Origin of the sequence: Pararhodospirillum photometricum DSM 122, from assembly GCF_000284415.1 — a bacterium.
Classification (GTDB): Bacteria; Pseudomonadota; Alphaproteobacteria; order Rhodospirillales; family Rhodospirillaceae; genus Pararhodospirillum; species Pararhodospirillum photometricum.
Map to the genome: position 1 here is coordinate 1294009 of NC_017059.1, position 18828 is coordinate 1312836.

Here is an 18828-nt window from a genome sequence, read left to right on the forward strand (position 1 = left end):
TGCCCCCCAATGATGCCTCCCTATGCCCTGTCCGCCTCGCCCATGGACCCGCCCGAGGAGGGCGAGGTTGCCCGCTGCGGCACGCCGTTGGAACCGGGCACGCCCGCCGCCACGGTCGATGCGGTGATCGACGTTCTGCGCGAGATCTATGACCCGGAAATCCCGGTCAACATCTATGACCTGGGCCTGATTTACGACGTGAGCGTGGAAGCCGACGGCACGTGCAAGATCCTGATGACCCTGACCGCCCCGGCCTGCCCGGTCGCCGGCACCTTGCCGCCAGAAATGGCCCAACGGGTGGCCGCCATACCAGGGGTCGGCGAGGTGATCATCACCTTGGCCTGGGATCCGCCGTGGACGCCGGAACGTATGAGTGAGGTGGCCAGGGTTGCCCTGGACATGTTCTGACCCGCAATACTTCTGAGAGAAGGAGAGGTCCCATGGCTCTTCCGCCGTCCCTTCACCTGACCCCGGCCGCCGTCACGCGCGTCAAGGCCCTGATGGCCCGGGCCGATCAGCCGGTGCGGGGCCTGCGCGTTGGCGTGGCCCAAAAGGGGTGCTCGGGCCTGTCCTACCGGGTGGACTACGCCGAGGACGGCCCGCGCCCGCTGGAAGAGGTGGTGAGCCAAGACGGCGCCACCGTCTTCATCGAGCCCGGGGCGGTCCTGTACCTGATCGGTAGCGAGATGGATTATCAGGAAGACGCGCTTCAGGCGTCGTTTGTCTTCAAGAACCCCAACGAAAAAGCCCGCTGCGGCTGCGGCGAAAGCTTCGCGGTCTAAAAGAAATCGAGGGGTCTGGGGAGGCCGCGCCTCCCCGGCCTTCTCTTTTTCAAGGCTGGGGAGGCGCGGCCTCCCCAGACCCCTCGGTTTTTTTAGGCTTGCGTTTCCAGGTCGGCCATCTCTTCGTCGGAAAAGCCGAAGTGATGGCCGATTTCATGAATCAAAACGTGACGAACCAAGCGGTTCAGGTCTTCCCCCGTCTCGATCCAGTAATCGAGCACCGGCGAGCGATACAAAAAGACCATGTCAGGCCCGCCCGGCACATCGCCCAGGCTCTTCCGGTCAATCGACACCCCATGGTACAGACCCAAGAGGTCAAACGGGCTCTCCAGGCCCATGGACACCTGCACCTCCTCGTCGGGAAACTCCTCAACGCGCACGACGAGATCGGTGCACTGGGCGCGCAGCACCTCGGGTAAGGTATCAAGGGCGGCCCGGGCCATCAGATCAAGATCGGCCAGGGAGGGCGGATGGGTGAAAGGCGGCAGGTCGCTCATGGATCGCTTCTCGGCACGGGGAACGCGGACCCMCCAGCCTCCCTTGACGACAGGCTAGACGGATCCACCTTGAGGAGAGCTATCCTCAGGCCTTGGCGCCTTTGCCGCAAGAAAGATCCGTCCATGACCGCTCCCCTCGACGATCCGACCCGGACTACCGCCCTCGCCACCCTGCCCGCGTGGTCTTTGGTGCCGGGGCGCGATGCCCTGACCCGCACCCTCACGTTCAAGGATTTCAACGAAGCATTCGGCTTTATGGCCCGCGTGGCCCTGATCGCCGAAAAACAGGAACACCATCCCGAATGGACCAATATTTACAACACCGTCCATCTTACGCTGTCCACCCACGATGCCGGGGGGCTCACCCACAAGGACATCACCTTGGCCCAGGCCATCGATCGACTGGCCGGCTGATCGCGGAGGGCGCCGCATGAACAGCGCCGCCCACCGCTCCCGCGCCACCTTGATCGGCGCCACCGCCATCATGATGTGGGGCACCCTGGCGCTGCTGACCACCTGGACCGGCACCATTCCGCCCTTCCAGCTCACCGCCATGGCGTTCAGCGTGGCGTTTGTCCTGATGGCCGGCAAATGGATCGTGACCGGCGCCCCGGCTCTGAGCCACTTGCGCCAGCCCAAAGCCGCCTGGGCCCTTGGCCTCGCCGGCCTGTTCGGCTTTCACTTCTTCTATTTCATGGCCCTGCGCCTCGCGCCGGCCGTCGAAGCCTCGCTGATTTCCTACCTATGGCCGCTGCTGATCGTGCTGTTCGCCGCCTTACTGCCGGGCGAACGCCTGCGCTGGTTTCACATTGGTGGAGCGCTGTTGGGCTTGGCCGGCACCGTCTTGCTGGTCACGCGCGGCGGCACCATCGCCTTCGACCCCGCCAACCTGCCAGGCCACCTCTCGGCCCTGACCTGCGCCGTTCTGTGGGCCGCCTACTCGGTCCTCTCGCGGCGCTTCGGCACCGTGCCCACCGATGCCGTCGGCTGGTTCTGCGGCGCCACCGCCGTTCTGGCTGCCGTCTGCCACCTGCTGTTTGAAACCACCGTCTGGCCCGCCAGCGTTAGCGAGGGCTTGGCCGTGCTCGGTCTTGGTCTCGGTCCGGTCGGCGCGGCGTTTTTTGTTTGGGATCACGGCGTTAAGCACGGCGACATCCAGGTTCTCGGCGCCCTCAGCTACACCGCCCCCCTAATCTCCACCACCTTGCTCCTCGCCTTCGGCCAAGGCCACTTCTCCCCCGTCGTCGTCGCCGCCTGCCTCCTCATCGTCGGCGGCGCCCTCGTGGCCAGTCGCGACCTGCTGATTCGGCGGAGGGCGTAGCTCTTTTTGATAACGGCAGCCCTGGGACGCCCAGGTCCCTCGGGCTGCCGCCCGACCCCGCCCGGGGCGATGCCCCGGACCCCCTTTTTCCTTTATGCTGCTAGAATAGAGATTTAAATACGTATAATACACTTTTAAAAATACTTTTCATTATCAGTCTCTTCAAACTCTACTTCTCCTCACGCGCGGCGATACCATTGCCCTCCCCCTGATCCGACATCAGAGAACGGAAGAAGGTTGAGTTCGTTGCCCCAACAAAAAACGACTAAAAATATTTAAGTAGATATTTTTCAATTTTCTGTTGATAACCCTTAATCAATCGGCCGCCCCGTCAATACTCCCCACGTTGATTCCAAATGGTAGAAAATATCTCGAAACGCAACATCTTCTATTATCACGGCCATATAGATCGTGTCCCGAGGAGTGGTGTAGGAGCGCTGCCAGGATAGCCCCGTAGGGCGGCGTAGCCGTCCGAAGGGGCTATCCTGGCAGGGGCGGTCATCGTGGATCTTCGGTAACGTTTGGTCACCACAACAAAACCCTAACCGAGGGTGACCACGATGACCGACGAGATGATGGCACTGCGCACGATGCTGGAAAAGGGGGCCGATGCCGATGTTCTGCGGGACATGATCGGCTTTGCCGCGCACCGTCTGATGGAGTTGGAGGTGCAGGCCCGTACCGGGGCGGCTCTGGGGGAGCGCTCGCCGGACCGGCTGGCGCAGCGCAACGGGTACCGGGATCGCGATTGGGAAACCCGGGCCGGAACCGTGGAGTTGCGCATTCCCAAGTTACGCAAGGGAAGCTATTTCCCTGGGTTCCTGGAGCCCCGGCGTATGGCTGAGAAGGCTCTGACCGCCGTGATCCAGGAGGCCTACATCCAGGGTATTTCCACCCGTTCGGTCGATGATCTGGTGCAGGCCATGGGGATGTCGGGGGTGTCCAAAAGCCAAGTCAGCCGCCTGTGCGCCGATATCGACGACCGCGTGAAGGCTTTCCTGACCCGACCCATCGAGGGAGAGTGGCCGTATCTCTGGATCGACGCCACATACGTGAAAGTCCGCCAGGACGATCGAACCATCTCTGTTGCCGTGACCATCGCCATTGCCGTCAATGCCGATGGGCGGCGCGAAGTCTTGGGCATGGATATCGGCCGGACACCTCGAAGAACCGAGTTTTTGGACGGTTTGGATAGGAAAACGGGGCGCCCGAGCTGAGACTGGGGGCTATTTCGGTCTGAATTCCGTGGTATTTGGGCCGTTACGGCCCCCTCTTCGGCCTTTCGGCCGTCATGCGGGCGCAGTTCTCCCGTCCCACCAGACTAGGCGGCGCATGTTGTAGACGAGATTGGCCATGCCGATCTTGGTTTTGGCCCTGGCGATGCCGATGGTGCGGACGAAGAGGGCCATCGGCCCTTTCTGGCACGCGAAGACATGCTCGACGGCCGAGCGCACCTTGGAGCGGGCGGCGTTGGCCTTAGCGTGGGCCTGTGACAGTGGTTTGCCCGGTGCCCGGCGAAAATGGACCTTCGAGCGCAGGCCCCGTTTCGCCATGAACTCCTCGTTCTTGCGCGAGCGATAGGCGGTATCTGCCCAGACGTCGGCACCAGTGTTGCCGCTGTCGAGCACCTCGCGGAATGCGTCCCAAGAGTCTCCCGTCACGACCGGGGAAGACGGGGACCTCGATGGGCGGAGATCAGTGCAGCGAGACGCCCGAGGGGACGCCGATCGGGCCATTGCCCAGGAGCATCAGGGCCGTATCGCTGGGCAGGGAATAGAGGCGCTCCAAGATGCCGTCCCACACCGGGCCATCGGGCGAGAGGTCGGCCAAAACCAGGGCGAAGGGGCCCTCCTCCTCCAGCACGCGCAGACCGCCGCCCGCCGCGCTGGCCGTAATCACCTCGAACCGGTCTTCAAGCTGCAAGCGCGCCTGATCGAGAACAATGGCATCCTCGCTGAGAATGAGAACCCGCGTGGCCGCATCGGCAGACATTTTGACGGTCATGACATGACCCCCCTTGTTTGGTCGTCCAGGTCTCCTCTCTGGGAGATCCGACCCGGTCGGTGGAGTGGGACGCATCAGACCAAGAGCAAGGGGCGTGCCGTCCGGCGGTACACAAGCGTTTTAAAGGAAAACAAGAGGTTAATAAAATGAAGGCGCAGAGGGGGGGGAGAGATCTTCGCAAAATGCGACGCAGATTAGGGAGCGACGCGAAACTCCGAAAATGCGACGCCTTAGGCCGAGGCGTTTTCTGCCGGAGATCGCAACCCCAGAGAGAGAGCGTGCACGCCCTCCAGGTCTTTCAGAAGACCTATCACCTTTCGGTGGCGCTCAAGCCGACTCATGCCCTCGAAGGCCAGGGCCACGATCTCAACGCGTAGGTGGGTTTCGTCCTGCGCATGCCCCGGAGACTCCTTGGGCGGGTGATAATGCCCAGCGTGATGCCGTGAGTCGTTATAAACTTCCAAGTGGAGAGGATCAAGAGAACTCGTAAGAAGAGCGCGGATCCGATCGCTGACGGGGGTGGAAGACATGCCAATCTCCTTATCATGAGGCATAGGCCGACATTTGGTCCGGTTGTGCTTCCGATCAAGACCTCGCCTTCCCTTAGCAGGGCCTTTAGGTAAAGAAAGAGGGAAAGCGGACGACCACAGCGAAGGACCACCGTGACCGAGGGGTCTGGGAAGGCCCCGCCTCCCCAGCCTGTCTTTTTTTGTCTTTCCTGGCCAAAAGCCCCAGTCACCGGAGCGCCCCGCCTTGGGTGGTGGCTTGCCTCGACCGGATCCGAACGCCATAGTAAGCCCATCATGGTCAACCCCGATGACACCGCCTCCGGCTCCCGTCGGAAGCGCCGCCCCATCCCGCCGCTTGAGACCTTTGCCTCGGACACCAGGCCAAGGATCCGCCTGTGCGACCACCCGGGATGCACGGCCGAGGGCCTCTATCGCGCGCCCAAGGACCGCGACTTAAAAGAGTATTTTTGGTTCTGCCTCAATCACGTTCAAGCCTATAACAAGGCTTGGAACTACTATCAGGGCCTGCGCGAGGAAGATATCGAGGCGGCCATCCGCCATTCCATCTGCTGGGACCGCCCGACGTGGCCCCTTGGCAAGCGGGGCGGCCCTGGACACGCCGCGCCGGATGGCCTGCACGACCCCTTCACGGTGTTTGACGACACCGGCCCGACCGGCCCCAGCAGCCGACAGGAACGCCGCAGCGCCCGCTACCGTGAGGATGGCCCGCGGGCCCGGGCGATGCGTGTGCTTGATCTCTCCGAGCCCCTGACCCTGGACACCCTCAAAACCCGCTACAAGACCCTTGTCAAGCGCTACCATCCCGACGCCAATGGGGGCGATCGGGAGTCCGAGGAGCGCTTCAAGATGGTCAACGAAGCCTACCACGTCTTGATGGCCGCGCTTGGCGCGTGACCCCCTCTCCCTTTTTCTGACCTGTCTGATTTCGAGGATCGCCCATGACCGCCCCCTTGACCGCCGCCGAACCGCTTTTGGACAAGCCCGACACCACGGTCTCGGTGCGCGAGGTATTCGGTCTTGACTCCGACATGATGGTGCCCGCGTTTTCGCGTCCCTCCGAGCACGTGCCCGATCGTGACGAAGCCTACCGCTTCGACCCCGACACCACGCTCGCCATCCTGGCCGGGTTTGCCCACAACCGCCGCGTCATGGTGCAGGGGTATCATGGGACCGGCAAGTCCACCCATATCGAGCAGGTGGCGGCCCGCCTCAACTGGCCTTGCATCCGCGTCAACCTCGACAGCCATGTGAGCCGCATCGACTTGGTGGGCAAGGATGCGATCGTCTTGCGCGACGGCCAGCAGATTACCGAGTTCCGCGAGGGCATCTTGCCGTGGTGCCTTCAGCGCCCGGTCGCCCTGGTGTTTGATGAATACGATGCCGGCCGGCCCGATGTGATGTTCGTCATCCAGCGCGTCTTGGAAGTGGAGGGACGCCTGACCCTGCTTGACCAAAGCAAGGTGATCCGCCCGCACGCCTTCTTCCGCCTGTTCGCCACCACCAACACCGTCGGCCTGGGCGACACCACCGGTCTGTATCACGGCACGCAGCAGATCAACCAGGGCCAGATGGACCGCTGGAACATCGTGGCGACGCTCAACTACCTGGAGCACGATGTCGAGGTGAATATCGCCCTGGCCAAACAGCCCTCCTACAACACCGCCGAAGGCCGCAAGGTCATCGACAAGATGGTGGCGGTCGCTGATCTGTCACGCGCCGGCTTTATCAATGGCGATATCTCGACGGTCATGTCGCCGCGCACCGTTTTGACGTGGGCCGAGAACGCGCTCATCTTTGGCGACGATGCCTATGCCTTCCGCGTGACCTTCCTCAACAAGTGCGACGAAACCGAGCGCCCCATCATCGCCGAATACTACCAGCGCTGCTTTGGCCGCGACCTGCCCGAGAGCATCGCCGCCGCGCGCGTGGCCCTGGCTTGAGGAGGCGAGGGTGAACCGTCGCCCCCTGGGCGGGCCCCCCCCGACGCCGCGACCGAGACGCTCAAAACACCCGCCGCCTTGGCCTGCATCCCATCCAACCGCATCTGCAAAAGCTGCCGATTGCTTATCCCGGACGGGGGGCCGGACGGGGGGGGCGCCGGCTGAGACACCCCTGCCGCTGGAGCCGCCGCGGGGGCCGCGATCATGGCGGCGGTGGACGCAAAGGCCAGAGGCGTCGCGGCCGTGGACGCCCCGCGCTCGGGCAGGGGATAGGCCGTCTCGGCGCGGCCCACTCGGTTTTGATACTGCGCCAGGGACATCCCCTGGATGGCCTTGGGATCACGCTGGCGGGCGCTTTTGTTGAGGGCCGTCGGCAAGGCCGAGGTCTGCTGCGAAGCCGCAGGCGCGGCCATCCGGCCCAAGGCGTCATAGCCCAGGGGAGGGGTTCCCGAGGACGGCGATCCCGGCGTTCCTTGCTGCGGCGCCCCTTGCTGCGATGACAAGATCACATCCACCAGCGGTGGCGTGGTTCCGGTGCCGCTCCCCGAGGCCGGGGAGGGGGCAGCGGCCGGTGTTCCGGCATTTGGCGGGGTCAGGGCGTCGTAGCCCAGGGGCCGGCTCATGGGCGCCGCGCCCCGCGCCGTAACGGTGGACGCGGCGGGAGAAGCCCCCGGCGTTGGCGCTCTTTGGGGGGCAGCGCTCTCCAGAGGGGTGGCCCAGGCGGCGGGAATGAGGCTCACCGGTCCTTCCGCCGCCCCCTCGCCAGAGGCCAAAGCCGGGGAACTGGCTTCCGGTCCGGTGGGCAGCGAGGCGGGGGCGGTATCGTCCCCCAACACCGCCACCCAAACATGGTCGCCCAAATCGCGGCCCGAGGCTTTTTCCATGACCACATTGAAGGCCGAGGCCGCCAAGCCAAGCGGCCCTCCAAACAGCATGCCACCGGCCAGACGGGGGCCGGCCTTAAGGTCGTCGTGGGTCAGATGGCGGTACACGGTGGAAACCAAGGGGATGTGCTGGAGGGGATTGACCACGTCCAGCAGATCCCAAAACGTGAAGCCATCCAGAAACTCGTCGTTGATGACCTTGTCCCCCTCCAGGCGATACCCCGAGGGTTTGGCCTCCCGCACGACCGGGGCCGGAACGGAGGGATTGTTCTCGACGTCCATGGTCACTCCTCGATCAAGCGACGACAGGCTCCGGCTGGAGACCCCTTGCCCCCCCAAGGGGAGCGATCAAAAAGTATGCCACGACCTCGACCGTTGGGGGATCGGCTCTCTTTGAAACGCCCCTGCCACCGGCCGGCAAGGATCACCCGGCTGTTTCTGCCCATCCCGGCAAGGCTTGCCCTGGAGAGACACCCCCGCAGCACGCGCTTAGAACAGATGACCGCCCCGGCGCGCCTTGGTCTCCAGGTAGCGCAGGTTATGCGGGTTGGGCGCATAGACATGCGGAACCCGCTCCACCACATCAACCCCATGCCGCGCCAAGGCTTCGACCTTCAAGGGATTGTTGGTCAAGAGACGAACCTGTGCAATCCCCAAATGCGCCAGCATGCGCGCCGCCGGAAGATAAATCCGCTCGTCATCATCAAAGCCAAGTTGGCCGTTGGCGTCCAGGGTATCGAAGCCCTGATCTTGAAGCTGATAGGCGCGCAGCTTGTTGACCAGACCAATGCCCCGTCCCTCCTGCGCCAGGTACAGCAACACCCCCGCGCCCTCGGCCGCCATGGCCTCAATGGCCCCGCGAAGCTGGTCGCCGCAATCACAGCGCAGCGATCCCAGCAAATCGCCGGTAAAGCACTCGCTGTGCAACCGGGTCAGGATGGGCTTCGCCGGATCGACCTCGCCCACCAAGATGGCGACATGCTCGGTGCCGCCATCGGCCGGGCGAAACGCCAGGATCCGGGTGTCCTCGGCCCCCGCCAGCGGCACCCGCGCCTCGCCCACCTGACGCAAGGAGCGGGCCGCCGCCATCTGGTACTCGTGAATATCGGCGGCTGCCAAAATCTGGGTCGCCGTCTCTTCCAGCGGGTCGGGCAGGGGCACCACCACCGCCGCCGGCAGCAAGCGGGCCAGCTTGGCCAAGCCCACCGCCGCCCCCGCCGCCGACAGGGCGGCAACGCCCTCCACGCTGTCCAGAGCGGGCAGGGGACCTTCCCGGTCCAAGCACGGATCGGCCAGCCGCGCCAAAGCGGCTTCGGTCAGCGGCTCGCGCAGACGGACCACCACCGCCTCGGACCCGGCGGCCTCGGGCAGGAGCCCCAGCACGGCGGCCCGACGGGCGGTGAGAACCACGCCCCCCCCGGGACGGGCAAACAGGCCGGCCAGGGTTTCGGGCGGCGCTTCGGCGGGCAACATCAGCACCGCCTCCCGGTCGCTGCGCACCACAACGGGGGCCCCGAGACGAATTTCATTGATGCCGCGCGCCACCCGGGTCAGCAAGGCGGCGTCCTGGAGGTCGGAAAGGGCGGTAGGCGAGGAAGAGGGTTGGGTCACGGGTCGGTCCAACGAATTCAAGGAGGCGGGAAAACCCGGAACACCCCGGGTCTTGCTCGTCATACCAAAGGGCTCGGAGGAATGATATTCCTGTCCCGAGCGGAACCGGAAGAGGAGAGACACTATCATGATCCCGGGCCCCTGCCTGCTGTTGATTGGCGGCGATGCCCTGACACGCCAGGCCCTGGCCGCAAGCCTCGCCACCGCCGGCCCCTTCGACGTTGTTGCCGTGGCCCAGGCCCAGGAGGCGCCCGGCGCCCTGGCCGATCACCGCCCGGCCGTGATTGTCATCGAAGCCCCCCCCGACGATCCCCAAGGCGACGCCACCGTGCGCACCGTACGGCAGCACGGCCTGACCGCGCCCATCCTGCGGCTGGTGAGCCAAGSCSGGGAGGGGGCGTCAGTCGAAACCCTGGCCAAGCCTTTTCGCCTTCATGAGTTGGTGGCCCGTCTGAAAACGCTGTGTCAGGCCGAGCCGGTCTTGGCCCTGGGGGCCAGCCTGTTCCGGCCCGAGCGCAAACTCCTGGAGACCCCGAGCGGCCCGTGGCCCGGCCATCTCACCGACAAAGAAGCCCAGGTGCTGGCCGTCCTGGCCCGGGCTCCGGGGCAAATTGTTCCACGTGAAACGTTGTTGACTAAAGTGTGGGGTTATAGCGACGCCCTCGACACCCACACCTTGGAGACCCACGTCTACCGCCTGCGCCGCAAACTGGAGGCCGACCCGCTCCCCGGGCTTGCCCTGGTGACGGAGGAGGGGGGCTACCGGCTTTGCCTGGAGCCCCCCGCGTAACCAAGGCGCCCGCCGCCGTTTTTTTGAGCGTGCCCGGTCGCGCCCAGACTCAGGGCATGGTATAGCGGTGCACCGGCCCTCTCCGGCCCCTCCCCTTCATCTCCGGCAGTCTCAAGGGATTCTCACCCGTGCAGCACGCTATTCCTCTTCGCCGCGCCTTGTTCAGCGTGTCGGACAAGACCGACCTCGTTTCCTTCGCCCGCTTCCTGGTCGAGCACGGCGTTGAACTGCTCTCGACCGGCGGCAGCGCCCGCGCCCTGGCCGATGCGGGCTTGCCGGTGATCGAGGTGGCCGACTACACCGGCTCGCCCGAAATGCTTGATGGCCGGGTCAAGACCCTCCATCCCCGGATCCATGGCGGCATCCTCGGCATCCGCGACAACCCCGAGCACCAGCGGGCCATGGAGCAGCACGCCATCCCGCCGATTGATCTGGTGGTGGTCAACCTCTATCCCTTCGAGGCCACCGTGGCGCGCGGTGCCGATTTCGCCACCTGCGTGGAAAACATCGACATCGGCGGCCCCTCCCTGATCCGCGGCGCCGCTAAAAACCATGCCTTCGTCACCGTGGTCACCGACCCCGAGGATTACGCCAAGGTCATGGACGACATGCGCGCCAACAACGGCGCCACTACCCTTGATCTGCGCCGCCGTCTCGCCGCCGCCGCCTATGCCCGCTGCGGCGCCTACGACGGAGCCATCAGCCGCTGGTTCCAAGAACAGACCGGCGAGGAAAATCCCCGGCACATCGTGTTCGCCGGCCGCTTGCGCCAGTCCCTGCGCTACGGCGAAAACCCGCATCAAAAAGCCGGCTTCTATGTCCACGGCCTGTCGCGCCCCGGCGTCGCCAACGCGCGGCAGGTTCAGGGCAAGGAACTCTCGTACAACAACATCAATGACACCGATGCCGCCTTCGAGCTGGTGTGCGAGTTCAACGAGCCGGCCGTCGCCATCATCAAGCACGCCAACCCTTGCGGCGTTGCCCGGGGTGAAACGGTGCTCGACGCCTACACCAAGGCCTTGGCCTGCGATCCCGTCAGTGCCTTCGGCGGCATCGTCGCCCTCAACCGCCGGCTTGACCGGGCGGCGGCCGAGGCGATCACCGGCATCTTCACCGAGGTGGTCATCGCCCCCGATGCCGACGACGAGGCCCTGGCCGTGTTCGCCGCCAAGAAGAACCTGCGTCTGTTGCTGACCGGGGTCGTCGCCGATACCACCACCCCGGAGCTGACCATCCGCTCGGTGGCCGGGGGCTTCCTGGTTCAGGACCGCGATGCCGCCGATCTCCTCAGCGCCGACCTGCGCGTCGTCACCAAGCGCGCCCCGACCGAGCGGGAAATGGCCGACATGCTGTTCGCCTTCAAGGTCTGCAAGCACGTCAAGTCCAACGCCATCGTCTATGTCCGCGAGGGCTGCACGGTGGGCATTGGCGCCGGCCAGATGAGCCGCGTCGATAGCGCCCGCATCGCGTCTTGGAAGTCGCAGGAAGCGGCCCAGGCCGCCGGCGCCGCCGAGCCCGCCACCAAGGGCTCGGTCGTCGCCTCCGATGCGTTCTTCCCGTTCGCCGACGGCCTGCTGGCCGCTGTCGAGGCCGGGGCCACCGCCGTGATCCAGCCGGGCGGCTCGGTGCGCGACGATGAGGTCATCAAGGCCGCCGACGAGGCCGGTCTTGCCATGGTCTTCACCGGGCTGCGCCACTTCCGCCATTAAGCGGTAACAAGAGAAGGCTGGGGAGGCTGGCCTCCCCAGACCCCACCGATCCTTAGGCAAAGCCTTCTAAGACGATCTTGCCGCGTGCTTTGCCGCTTTCGATCAGGGCGTGGGCTTGGCGCACGGTGGGGGCATTGATGGGTCCCAAGACTTCGGTCAGGGTGGTGCGGAGTGTGCCTGCGTCCACCAGCCGCGCGACTTCGGCCAGGATGCGCCCTTGGGCCTCCTGATCCGCCGTTTGAAACAGCGAGCGGGTGAACATGAACTCCCAATGTACCGAAACGCTCTTGCGCTTGAGCGGCATGACGTCGAGCTGGGCCGGATCGTCGATCAGGGCGAAACGGCCCTGCGGCGCGATCAGCGCGACAATTTCCGCCCAATGTTGGTCGGTCTGGGTGGTGGAAAACACAAGGCCGGGGGAGGCTAGCCCCTGATCGGCCAAGGCCTGGGCCAGCGGTCGGGTGTGGTCCACAACATGATGGGCCCCCAACGTGGTGACCCAGTCGCGGGTTTCCGGCCTTGAAGCGGTGGCGATCACCGTGAGGTCGGTCAGAGCCCGGGCCAACTGAATCGCGATGGATCCGACCCCTCCGGCCCCGCCGATGATCAGCAGGCTGCGCGCCGCGCCGGGCACCGGTCGGGCCACGTCCAGCCGATCGAACAGAGTTTCCCAGGCGGTGAGGGCGGTGAGGGGGAGGGCGGCCGCCTCGGCAAACGACAGCGAGGCCGGCTTACGGGCCGCAAGGCGTTCGTCCACCCGATGAAACTCGGCATTGGTGCCGGGACGGGTCAGGTCGCCGGCATAATAAACCGTATCCCCGACGTGAAATCCGCTGACCTCGGGGCCGGTCTCGACCACCACACCGGCCGCATCCCACCCCAGAACCTTCCAGTCCTCCCCAACCGCTTGGCGCTGACGCACCTTGGTATCGACCGGATTGACCGACACCGCCTTGACTTCAACCAGAAGATCGCGGCCTTGGGGGACAGGGCGGGGCAGAGTGATGTCCGCCAGGGCATCGGGAACCGACAAAGGCCCGGGATTTTTAGTGCCAACCGCACGCATGTGCTGACCTCCTTGGGAAACACCGATATCCCAGAGGTGAGGCCCGCCATGACCAAACGCAACAAAAAACCAGGAATCGAGGGGTCTGGGGAGGCCGCGCCTCCCCAGCCTTGCTTTAAAGAATAAACCGCGAAAGATCAGCCTTAGCGGCCAAGGTGCCCACCCGCTCGCGCACCATCTCGGGCGTGACCACCAAGGTCTCGCCGGCCCGGTCGGTGGCGGTAAAGCTGATGTCCTCCAGCAAGCGCTCCAATACCGTATGCAAGCGCCGCGCCCCGATGTTCTCGACCGCCCGGTTGATCTCGGTGGCGATCTCGGCGATGGCGACCACGGTCTCGTCGGGGAACTCCAGGGTGACTTCCTCGGTCGCCAACAGGGCCTTGTACTGCTTGAGCAAGCTGGCCTCGGGCTCGGTGAGGATGCGCTGGAAGTCCTCGGCCGATAGCGCCTTCAACTCCACCCGGATGGGCAGACGGCCTTGCAGCTCTGGCAACAGGTCGGACGGCTTGCTGATGTGGAAGGCACCGGAGGCGATGAACAGCACATGGTCGGTTTTGACCGGGCCATGCTTGGTGGTTACCGTCGTGCCCTCGATCAGCGGCAGCAGGTCGCGCTGCACGCCTTCGCGGCTGACATCGGCGCCGCGCCGTTCGGTCGAGCCGGCGATCTTGTCCATCTCGTCGAGGAAGACGATGCCGTTGTTTTCCACGGCGCTGATGGCTTGGCTCACCACCTGATCTTGGTCAAGCAGCTTGTCCGCCTCTTCGCGCACCAGCACGTCGTGGGAATCCGCGACCGTCATGCGGCGGGGCCGGGTGCGGCCGCCGAAGGCCTTGCCCAGCATGTCGCCGAGGTTGAGCATGCCCATTTGCGCCCCAGGCATCCCCGGGATGTCCATGGTCGGCAGCGACAGGCCGCTGGTATCTTGAACGTGCAGCTCGATCTCACGATCGTTGAGCTCACCCTCGCGCAGCTTCTTGCGGAACTTCTGGCGAGTTTCAACCGAAGCGTTAGCGCCAACCAGGGCATCCAAGACCCGTTCCTCGGCGTTGATCTCGGCCTTGGCCTCGACCATCTTACGCTGGCGTTCGCGCTCGGTGACGATCGCCACCTCGACGAGATCGCGAATGATGCTCTCAACATCGCGCCCGACATAGCCCACTTCGGTGAACTTGGTCGCCTCGACCTTCAAAAAAGGCGCCTGGGCCAAGCGGGCGAGACGCCGGGCGATTTCGGTCTTGCCCACGCCGGTGGGGCCGATCATCAGAATATTCTTGGGCAGCACCTCGTCGCGCAGGGCATCGGGAAGCTGCTGGCGGCGCCAGCGGTTGCGCAGGGCCACGGCCACGGCCCGCTTGGCGTCGCGCTGGCCGACAATGTAGCGATCCAGCTCGGAGACGATTTCGCGGGGACTGAACGAGCTCATAGGCGTTCCAGGGTCAGGGTGGAGTTGGTGTAAATACAGATGCCAGCCGCCACCGCCATGGCGCGTCGGGCGATGGCTTCCGCATCCAGCTCGATCTCAAGGCCCATCAGGGCCCGGGCGGCCGCCAAGGCATAGGCACCGCCGGATCCGATGCCAATGACGCCGTCCTCGGGTTCCAGCACGTCGCCGGTGCCGGTCAGCACCAAGGAAATGTCCTTGTCCGCCACCGCCATCATGGCCTCCAGACGGCGCAGATAGCGGTCCGTGCGCCAATCTTTGGCCATTTCGACGCACGCCCGGGTCAGTTGCCCCGGATGCTGCTCCAGTTTGGCTTCCAGGCGCTCAAATAAGGTGAAGGCATCGGCGGTCGCCCCGGCAAATCCGGCGATCACCGAGCCATCGGCCAGGGTCCGCACCTTGCGGGCATTGGCCTTCATCACGGTGTTGCCGAAGGTCACCTGACCATCACCGGCAATCACCACCTGTCCCGCGCGCCGCACCGCCAAAATGGTTGTGCCATGCCACGTTGGCGGGGACGAGGACTCTGCTCCTGTCATCAGGAATATCTCCATGCAGGCTGGGCCAAGGGCATGGGGATCGTGTCACCAAAGAGGTCCACCACCTTGCSCCCCCGGCCGGGGCCGGGCGATCAAGGATGAAAGGAAGGACCGACCCGGGTCAAGAGCCCCGGCGGCGCGGATCAGTCTTCACCGATCCGCGGCCCCCGGACTTGAGCTTATTCCCGCCCCGAGAGGCTCTTCAGCAAATCCAGAGCCCGCTTACGAACGTGCTCCGTGGGCAGCCGCCAGTAGGCGCGGATCAGCTCCAGGGTTTCGTTCTTTTGCAGGGGGTCTTGCTCATAGGCCGGGATGGCGGGCTCGGCCAGGCCCGAAAGATCGGGCACTGACGGCGCCTTGCGCACCGAGGTGACATCGTCGCCGATGTCCTCGAAGAAAAAGGCCACCGGAACGCCCAGGACCTTTGAGATATCGTAGAGGCGGCTCGCGCTCACACGATTGGAGCCGCGCTCGTACTTCTGGATTTGCTGGAACGTCACGCCCACGGCGTTGGCGAGCTGTTCTTGGCTCATCCCCAACAGGGTCCGACGCAGCCGAAGCCGGCGTCCTACGTGCACGTCCACGGGATCGGGCGACTTGTTCACACCATCTCCCAGGAGCTCTTCGTTTTTTGACCTTCTCACGTTCTTGCCCCATGATCTATAGCGGGTTTATCCATTGGACCCGGCTGTCAAACCGTAGCGTGTCCGGGCCCACGACTCCAGCGATTTAACCGGTCAAGGTGCGTTGCGGAGGGCTGTTTCTCCCACGGCCTTTTTATTGTACACCTAAAAAGGGCAAGGTCAAGGATTTTGCACGGAATGAGAACCGCAACCGTCACCCGGACCACCCGGGAAACCGCCATTTCCGTTACCGTCGATCTCGATGGCACGGGCCGCTCCGACATCAGCACCGGACTTGGTTTCCTTGACCACATGTTAGAGCAACTTTCGCGCCACAGCCTTATGGATTTACGCCTCCACGCGAAAGGAGATATCCATATCGACGGTCACCACACCACCGAGGACTGTGCCCTGGCGCTTGGTCAGGCGATCTCCCAAGCCTTGGGAAATCGCCTGGGAATTCAACGCTATGGCTCTGCCCTGATCCCCATGGACGAAGCCCTGACCCAAGTCGCCCTAGACCTGTCCAACCGGCCCTTCCTGGTCTGGAATGTGCCGTTGACCCGCGACAAGCTGGGCGATATCGACACTGAGCTTTTCAAGGAATGGTTTCAAGCATTTTCCCAAACCGGGGGCATCACGTTGCATGTTGCAACCCATTATGGGGAAAATAACCACCATATCGTTGAATCTTGCTACAAGGGGCTGGCGAAGGCACTGCGCATGGCCTGGACCATCGACCCCCGCCAAGCCTCTCAGGTCCCCTCGACCAAGGGCGTTCTGGGCAGCCTGGGCGACAGTGCTCCCTCGGCCTGACGGCTTCGCCCCCCCCGCTGGTTGGGGTGCTAAACTCCCCTGCCCTGCCCGCCCGCCTTTTCCCTTTTTGAGGATCGCCATGCTGGTCGCGATCATTGATTACGGTTCCGGCAATCTGCGCTCGGCCGCCAAGGCCCTGGAGCGCGCCGCCCGCGACGCCGGGATTGCCGCCGACATCACCGTTACCGCCGACGCGCGGGTCGCTCAACGCGCCGACCGTCTGGTTCTGCCCGGGGTTGGCGCCTTCGCCGATTGTCGCCAGGGGCTCGATGCCCTGCCCGACATGATCGACACCGTGACCGAGGCCGTGTGGACCCACGGACGCCCCTTCCTCGGCATTTGTGTCGGCATGCAGTTGCTGGCCACCCGCGGCCTGGAGCACGGCATCCACCCGGGGCTCGACTGGATCCCCGGCGAAGTCCGCCCGTTGCGCGATGAAGCCCCGCCGGACAGCCTCGAGACCCTGCGCATCCCGCATATGGGCTGGAACGCCCTGGAGCCCACCGACAGCCCCCACCCGCTGCTCGACGGCCTCGCGCCGGGGACCCCGGTCTATTTCGTGCACAGCTACCATCTGGCCGCCGCGTGCCCGGCCCATGTCCGGGCCCAGGTCTCCTACGGCGCCCCGCTGACCGCTGTGGTCGGCCGGGATACCGTCGTTGGCACCCAGTTTCACCCCGAAAAGAGCCAGGCCGCCGGCTTGCGCCTGCTGACCAACTTCCTGCGCTGGGCCCCTTGAGGGCAGGCCAACCTGCGGACGTTCCGATGATCTTGTTTCCCGCCATCGACCTCAAGGATGGTCAGTGCGTGCGCCTGTTCAAGGGCGAGATGGACAAAGCCACCGTGTTCGGCGACGACCCGGCGGCCCAGGCTCGCCGCTTCACCGATGCCGGGTGCCGTTGGCTCCATGTGGTGGACCTCAACGGCGCCTTTGCCGGCCATCCGGTGAACGCCGCCGCCGTTGAAGCCATTTTGGCGGCGGTGGATGTTCCCGTTCAGTTGGGCGGCGGCATCCGCGACCACGCGGCCATCGACCGCTGGATCGACCTTGGGGTGTCGCGCGTCATTCTGGGCACCGTGGCCTTGCGTGATCCGGCCCTGGTCCGCGAGGCCTGCCGCCGCCATCCCGGCCGTATTGCCGTGGGCATCGACGCCCGCGACGGCCGTGTCGCCGTGGAAGGCTGGGCCGAAACCAGCGACGTGACCGCCCTCGACCTCGCCTTGCGCTTCGAGGACGCCGGCGTGGCCGCCATCATCCACACCGATATCGACCGCGACGGCGCCTTGAGCGGCCCCAACGTCGAAGCCTCGGCCCAGCTCGCCGAGCACCTGACCACACCGGTGATCGTCTCGGGCGGGGTCTCTTCGCTCGACGACGTGCTCGCCGTCCAGGCCCAGGCCCATCGCGGCCTGGAGGGCGTCATCAGCGGCCGCGCCCTCTACGACGGCCGCCTCAACCTCGCCGCCGCCCTTGTGGCGTTGGGCGCGGTCTGACAGAGGGCCTTGTCATGCTGACCATGCGCGTCATTCCCTGTCTCGACGTCAAGGACGGTCGCGTCGTCAAGGGCGTCAATTTCGTGGACCTGCGCGACGCCGGCGACCCCGTGGAACAAGCCCGCGTCTATGACGCCGCCGGCGCCGACGAACTGTGCTTTCTCGACATCACCGCGAGCCACGAAAACCGCGATACCTTGTTCGATGTCGTGGCCCGCACCGCCGAGCAGTGCTTTATGCCCCTGACCGTGGGCGGCGGCGTGCGCACCTTGGAGGATATCCGCAAGCTGCTGCTGGCCGGTGCCGACAAGGTGTCGATCAACACCGCCGCCGTGCATCATCCCGAGTTCGTCGGCGAGGCGGCGCGAAAGTTTGGCAGCCAGTGCATTGTCGTTGCCATCGACGCCAAGTCGGTGGGCCCGAATCGCTTCGAGATTTTCACCCACGGCGGGCGCAAGCCCACCGGTATCGACGCGGTGGCCTGGGCCCGGCGCATGACCGAGCTTGGCGCCGGCGAGATCTTGCTCACCTCCATGGACCGCGACGGCACCGGCGAGGGCTTCAACCTGCCCCTGACCCGGGCGATTGCCGACGCCGTGTCGGTGCCGGTCATCGCCTCGGGCGGGGTGGGCACCTTGGATCATTTGGTGGAAGGCGTGCGCGATGGCCACGCCACCGGCGTTCTCGCCGCCTCGATTTTCCACTTCGGCACCTACACCATCGCCCAGGCCAAGGCCCATATGGCCGCTGCCGGCCTGCCCATGCGTCTTTGCTGACA

Annotated in this window: 21 protein-coding genes and 2 pseudogenes; 13 read left to right on the forward strand and 10 right to left on the reverse strand. The window is 65.0% G+C overall.

Features of this window, described 5'->3' with window-relative positions; translation table 11 throughout:
• Nucleotides 1–9 precede the first annotated feature (9 nt).
• Together RSPPHO_RS05670 and RSPPHO_RS05675 are read left to right on the forward strand one after the other, a co-directional pair.
• Complete coding sequence (locus RSPPHO_RS05670) at nt 10–408, forward strand: DUF59 domain-containing protein (protein WP_014414309.1); 399 nt, start codon at nt 10–12, stop codon at nt 406–408.
• A gap of 32 nt (nt 409–440) precedes the next feature.
• Entirely contained in the window at nt 441–782 is a 342-nt protein-coding gene (locus tag RSPPHO_RS05675; RefSeq protein WP_014414310.1) for a HesB/IscA family protein, read from the forward strand.
• Nucleotides 783–874: 92 nt separating this feature from the next.
• Here the strand turns inward: RSPPHO_RS05675 and RSPPHO_RS05680 are convergent, their stop codons facing one another.
• Complete coding sequence (locus RSPPHO_RS05680) at nt 875–1279, reverse strand: metallopeptidase family protein (protein ID WP_014414311.1); 405 nt, start codon at nt 1277–1279, stop codon at nt 875–877.
• A gap of 123 nt (nt 1280–1402) precedes the next feature.
• Here RSPPHO_RS05680 and RSPPHO_RS05685 point away from each other — a divergent pair, with 123 nt between their 5' ends.
• The 3 genes and pseudogenes from RSPPHO_RS05685 to RSPPHO_RS05695 all read left to right on the forward strand — a co-directional run.
• Nucleotides 1403–1693 carry a 4a-hydroxytetrahydrobiopterin dehydratase gene (locus tag RSPPHO_RS05685; RefSeq protein ID WP_041794514.1) on the forward strand — a complete coding sequence of 97 codons (291 nt, stop codon included), beginning with the start codon at nt 1403–1405 and terminating at the stop codon, nt 1691–1693.
• Nucleotides 1694–1709: 16 nt separating this feature from the next.
• Nucleotides 1710–2600, forward strand: a complete 891-nt coding sequence (gene yddG / locus RSPPHO_RS05690) for an aromatic amino acid exporter YddG (RefSeq protein ID WP_041794516.1) — start codon at nt 1710–1712, stop codon at nt 2598–2600.
• A 560-nt stretch (nt 2601–3160) separates the two neighbouring features.
• Nucleotides 3161–3799: pseudogene (locus RSPPHO_RS05695) on the forward strand (IS256 family transposase); the annotation flags it as partial.
• Between the two features lie 90 nt (nt 3800–3889).
• Here RSPPHO_RS05695 and RSPPHO_RS05700 read toward each other — a convergent pair.
• From RSPPHO_RS05700 to RSPPHO_RS21710, 3 genes and pseudogenes are all read right to left on the reverse strand, one after another.
• Nucleotides 3890–4231, reverse strand: a pseudogene (locus tag RSPPHO_RS05700) (IS5/IS1182 family transposase); the annotation flags it as partial.
• 64 nt (nt 4232–4295) lie between these two features.
• Nucleotides 4296–4604, reverse strand: coding sequence for a response regulator (locus tag RSPPHO_RS05705; protein ID WP_041794518.1), 309 nt, complete (start codon nt 4602–4604; stop codon nt 4296–4298).
• A 230-nt stretch (nt 4605–4834) separates the two neighbouring features.
• A complete protein-coding gene (locus tag RSPPHO_RS21710) occupies nt 4835–5395 on the reverse strand; it encodes a BolA family protein (RefSeq protein WP_339325403.1) in 561 nt (186 codons plus the stop codon).
• 12 nt (nt 5396–5407) lie between these two features.
• Here RSPPHO_RS21710 and RSPPHO_RS05710 point away from each other — a divergent pair, with 12 nt between their 5' ends.
• Both RSPPHO_RS05710 and cobS read left to right on the forward strand, forming a co-directional pair.
• Nucleotides 5408–6028, forward strand: a complete 621-nt coding sequence (locus RSPPHO_RS05710; protein ID WP_157879101.1) for a J domain-containing protein — start codon at nt 5408–5410, stop codon at nt 6026–6028.
• A 44-nt stretch (nt 6029–6072) separates the two neighbouring features.
• The gene (gene cobS / locus RSPPHO_RS05715; RefSeq protein WP_014414318.1) at nt 6073–7074 is read left to right on the forward strand and encodes a cobaltochelatase subunit CobS; all 1002 of its coding nucleotides are present in this window, start codon (nt 6073–6075) and stop codon (nt 7072–7074) included.
• Here cobS and RSPPHO_RS17625 read toward each other — a convergent pair.
• Both RSPPHO_RS17625 and ribA read right to left on the reverse strand, forming a co-directional pair.
• Nucleotides 7008–8240: a hypothetical protein gene (locus tag RSPPHO_RS17625; protein WP_051013713.1), complete on the reverse strand. Its 1233-nt coding sequence runs from the start codon at nt 8238–8240 to the stop codon at nt 7008–7010. The two genes, cobS and RSPPHO_RS17625, sit on opposite strands and share 67 nt — an antisense overlap.
• A 207-nt stretch (nt 8241–8447) precedes the next feature.
• Complete coding sequence (ribA, locus tag RSPPHO_RS05725) at nt 8448–9773, reverse strand: GTP cyclohydrolase II (RefSeq protein ID WP_014414319.1); 1326 nt, start codon at nt 9771–9773, stop codon at nt 8448–8450.
• Between ribA and RSPPHO_RS05730 the strand changes: the two genes are divergently transcribed.
• Together RSPPHO_RS05730 and purH are read left to right on the forward strand one after the other, a co-directional pair.
• Nucleotides 9697–10359, forward strand: a complete 663-nt coding sequence (locus tag RSPPHO_RS05730; RefSeq protein WP_014414320.1) for a response regulator transcription factor — start codon at nt 9697–9699, stop codon at nt 10357–10359. The genes ribA and RSPPHO_RS05730 overlap by 77 nt on opposite strands.
• 128 nt (nt 10360–10487) lie before the next feature.
• Nucleotides 10488–12068 (forward strand): bifunctional phosphoribosylaminoimidazolecarboxamide formyltransferase/IMP cyclohydrolase, encoded by a 1581-nt coding sequence (gene purH, locus RSPPHO_RS05735; RefSeq protein ID WP_014414321.1) that lies wholly within the window; start codon nt 10488–10490, stop codon nt 12066–12068.
• A gap of 52 nt (nt 12069–12120) precedes the next feature.
• Here the strand turns inward: purH and RSPPHO_RS05740 are convergent, their stop codons facing one another.
• The 4 genes from RSPPHO_RS05740 to RSPPHO_RS05755 form a co-directional block, all read right to left on the reverse strand.
• Entirely contained in the window at nt 12121–13134 is a 1014-nt protein-coding gene (locus RSPPHO_RS05740) for a zinc-binding alcohol dehydrogenase family protein (RefSeq protein ID WP_014414322.1), read from the reverse strand.
• A 115-nt stretch (nt 13135–13249) separates the two neighbouring features.
• Nucleotides 13250–14560, reverse strand: a complete 1311-nt coding sequence (hslU, locus tag RSPPHO_RS05745) for an ATP-dependent protease ATPase subunit HslU (RefSeq protein WP_014414323.1) — start codon at nt 14558–14560, stop codon at nt 13250–13252.
• Entirely contained in the window at nt 14557–15117 is a 561-nt protein-coding gene (gene hslV / locus RSPPHO_RS05750) for an ATP-dependent protease subunit HslV (protein WP_041794520.1), read from the reverse strand. Before hslV ends, hslU begins: the two co-directional genes overlap by 4 nt.
• A 179-nt stretch (nt 15118–15296) precedes the next feature.
• A complete protein-coding gene (locus RSPPHO_RS05755; protein WP_014414325.1) occupies nt 15297–15761 on the reverse strand; it encodes a helix-turn-helix domain-containing protein in 465 nt (154 codons plus the stop codon).
• A gap of 177 nt (nt 15762–15938) precedes the next feature.
• Between RSPPHO_RS05755 and hisB the strand changes: the two genes are divergently transcribed.
• The 4 genes from hisB to hisF all read left to right on the forward strand — a co-directional run bounded on the left by hisB (nt 15939) and on the right by hisF (nt 18826).
• Nucleotides 15939–16556 (forward strand): imidazoleglycerol-phosphate dehydratase HisB, encoded by a 618-nt coding sequence (hisB, locus tag RSPPHO_RS05760; protein WP_041794522.1) that lies wholly within the window; start codon nt 15939–15941, stop codon nt 16554–16556.
• Nucleotides 16557–16635: 79 nt separating this feature from the next.
• Complete coding sequence (gene hisH / locus RSPPHO_RS05765) at nt 16636–17295, forward strand: imidazole glycerol phosphate synthase subunit HisH (RefSeq protein ID WP_041794525.1); 660 nt, start codon at nt 16636–16638, stop codon at nt 17293–17295.
• 26 nt (nt 17296–17321) lie between these two features.
• Nucleotides 17322–18050 carry a 1-(5-phosphoribosyl)-5-[(5-phosphoribosylamino)methylideneamino]imidazole-4-carboxamide isomerase gene (gene hisA / locus RSPPHO_RS05770; protein ID WP_041794528.1) on the forward strand — a complete coding sequence of 243 codons (729 nt, stop codon included), beginning with the start codon at nt 17322–17324 and terminating at the stop codon, nt 18048–18050.
• Nucleotides 18051–18064: 14 nt separating this feature from the next.
• Nucleotides 18065–18826 (forward strand): imidazole glycerol phosphate synthase subunit HisF, encoded by a 762-nt coding sequence (gene hisF / locus RSPPHO_RS05775; protein WP_014414329.1) that lies wholly within the window; start codon nt 18065–18067, stop codon nt 18824–18826.
• Nucleotides 18827–18828: the final 2 nt, after the last annotated feature.